The 1,883-nt window shown below is 72.6% G+C and carries 2 protein-coding genes; both read right to left on the minus strand.

Annotated elements, in window-relative coordinates:
• A partial coding sequence (locus AOK22_RS27935) for a sensor histidine kinase (RefSeq protein WP_079036868.1) occupies positions 1–1,145 on the minus strand: 1,145 nt, incomplete at its 3' end.
• A gap of 86 nt (positions 1,146–1,231) precedes the next feature.
• Positions 1,232–1,883: ABC transporter permease (locus AOK22_RS27940; RefSeq protein ID WP_055701492.1), on the minus strand; the 652-nt coding region annotated here is incomplete at its 5' end.

Consider the following 1,883-nt stretch of genomic DNA (forward strand, 5'->3'; position numbering starts at 1 on the left):
AGGGAGCCGCCCGCCGCCGCGAGGCGTTCGGCCAGGCCCTTCAGCCCGCTGCCGGGCGTCCCCGAGCCTACGCCGCGCCCGTCGTCCGTGATCAGCAGACGGGTCTGTTCGGCGGTGCCGGTCACCTCGATCTCGCAGTGTCCCGCGCCGGAGTGGCGGACCACGTTGGTGGCGCACTCGCGGACCACCCAGCCGAGCAGGGCCGCGGTCTGCGGGGCGAGGGGCGGTCCCGACTGACGGACGACCACGTCGATCCCGGCGGCCCCCAGCAGATCGCGGGCGCGGTCGAGTTCGGTGGCGAGGCTGCCCTCGCGGTAGCCGGTGACGGCCTCGCGGATCTCGGTGAGCGCCTGGCGGCCCACGGACTCGATGTCGGCGACCTGGCCGAGCGCGGCGTCCAGGTCGCGCGGGGCGAGGCGGCGGGTGGCCTCCGCCTTCACCACGATCACGGAGAGGGTGTGGCCGAGCAGGTCGTGCAGGTCGCGGGAGAAGCGGAGACGTTCCTTCTCCACGGCGGTGCGGGCCAGTTCCTCGCGGGTCTCGCGCAGTTCGCGCACCGCCTCGGACAGCGAGAGGATCGCGGCCGTCACCATCGTGGACAGGAACGTTCCGTACGCGACGTTCACCCCGCTCCAGCCGTCCCGGAAGCCGCCGATGACGCCCGCGAGCGCGCTCAGGCCCAGACCGAGCGGACCGAGGTGGCGCCCGCGCACGATCGCGCCCACGGCGAGGCCGAGCAGCGGGAAGAAGAGCAGCCAGCTGCCGCCGTAGCCCGCGGCGAGCCCGACGGTCAGCAGGCCGAGGAGGACCAGCGCGACCCGCGTGGCGCGGGCCTCGCGCGTGTACGTGTCGAAGGCGCGGAAGGCCAGGAAGACGTAGAGGGAGTTGAAGACGAGAAGGCCGATGGCGGCGACCCAGGGGTTGGCGGTCTTGCCCTGGAGGAGGTGGGAGAGGGAGCCGAGACCCATCAGGAGCCAGGGCAGGAGGGCGAAGCCGGTGGGCGGCGGGCCGAACCGCTCGACCTTCTTCCCCGTCTCGCGGCCCTCCACCCAGTCGGCCTTGACCCGCTTCTGCTCGGCCCGCCACTCGGAGTGGGCGCCGCGCACCTGGTGCATCCGGCAGCTGACCCTGTTCTTCCAGGACATGTCCGTGTTCCCCGTCCTTCGTGTCCCCCGGCCGTCCCCGGAGCGACGCGGCCATGCGGCGGCGTGCGGTGTCGGTGTACCGGATGTCATGCGGTCCGCGCGGCCCGTCGGTAAGAGAACACAGCGTACGAACCGAAGGCCAGCAGCCAGCAGAACAGCACCGCCACCGTGACCGCCCCGGGCCCGCCGTGCTCGGTCACCGAGACCCCGAGGTCGGCGAACCGGTGCGTCGGCGTGACGTCGGCGATCGCGCGCAGCCAGCCGGGGAACAGGTCGATCGGGAACCACAGGCCGCCGAGGACCGCGAGCCCGAGATAGCAGGCGACGTTCACGACACCGGTCGACTGGGCGGTGAGGCGGTAGCCGTTGCCCATGCCGAGCAGGGTGAAGGGCAGCGAGCCGAGCCACAGCAGCACCGCGGCCAAGGCCCACTGCCAGGCGTCCATGCGGACGCCGTTGAGCAGCCCGCCCGCGGCGAACACCGCGAGGATCGAGGGGAGCACCGTCACCGAACCGTTCAGGGCCCGGCCGAGGACCACCTCGCGGGGCCGCATCGGCGTCACCCTGAGCTGGCGCAGCCAGCCGATGGTCTTGTCCTCGGCGACGCCGGTGCCGGTGTTCATGGCCGCGCCCAGCGCGCCGTACGCGGCCATGCCGATCATCGACTGGGCCTTCCAGGAGCCGTCGTTCTCACCGAGGTTGGTGAACAGCAGGTACATCAGGACCGGCATGGCGACC

It is taken from the genome of Streptomyces silaceus, assembly GCF_001419745.1.
GTDB classification, from domain to species: domain Bacteria; phylum Actinomycetota; class Actinomycetes; order Streptomycetales; family Streptomycetaceae; genus Streptomyces; species Streptomyces silaceus.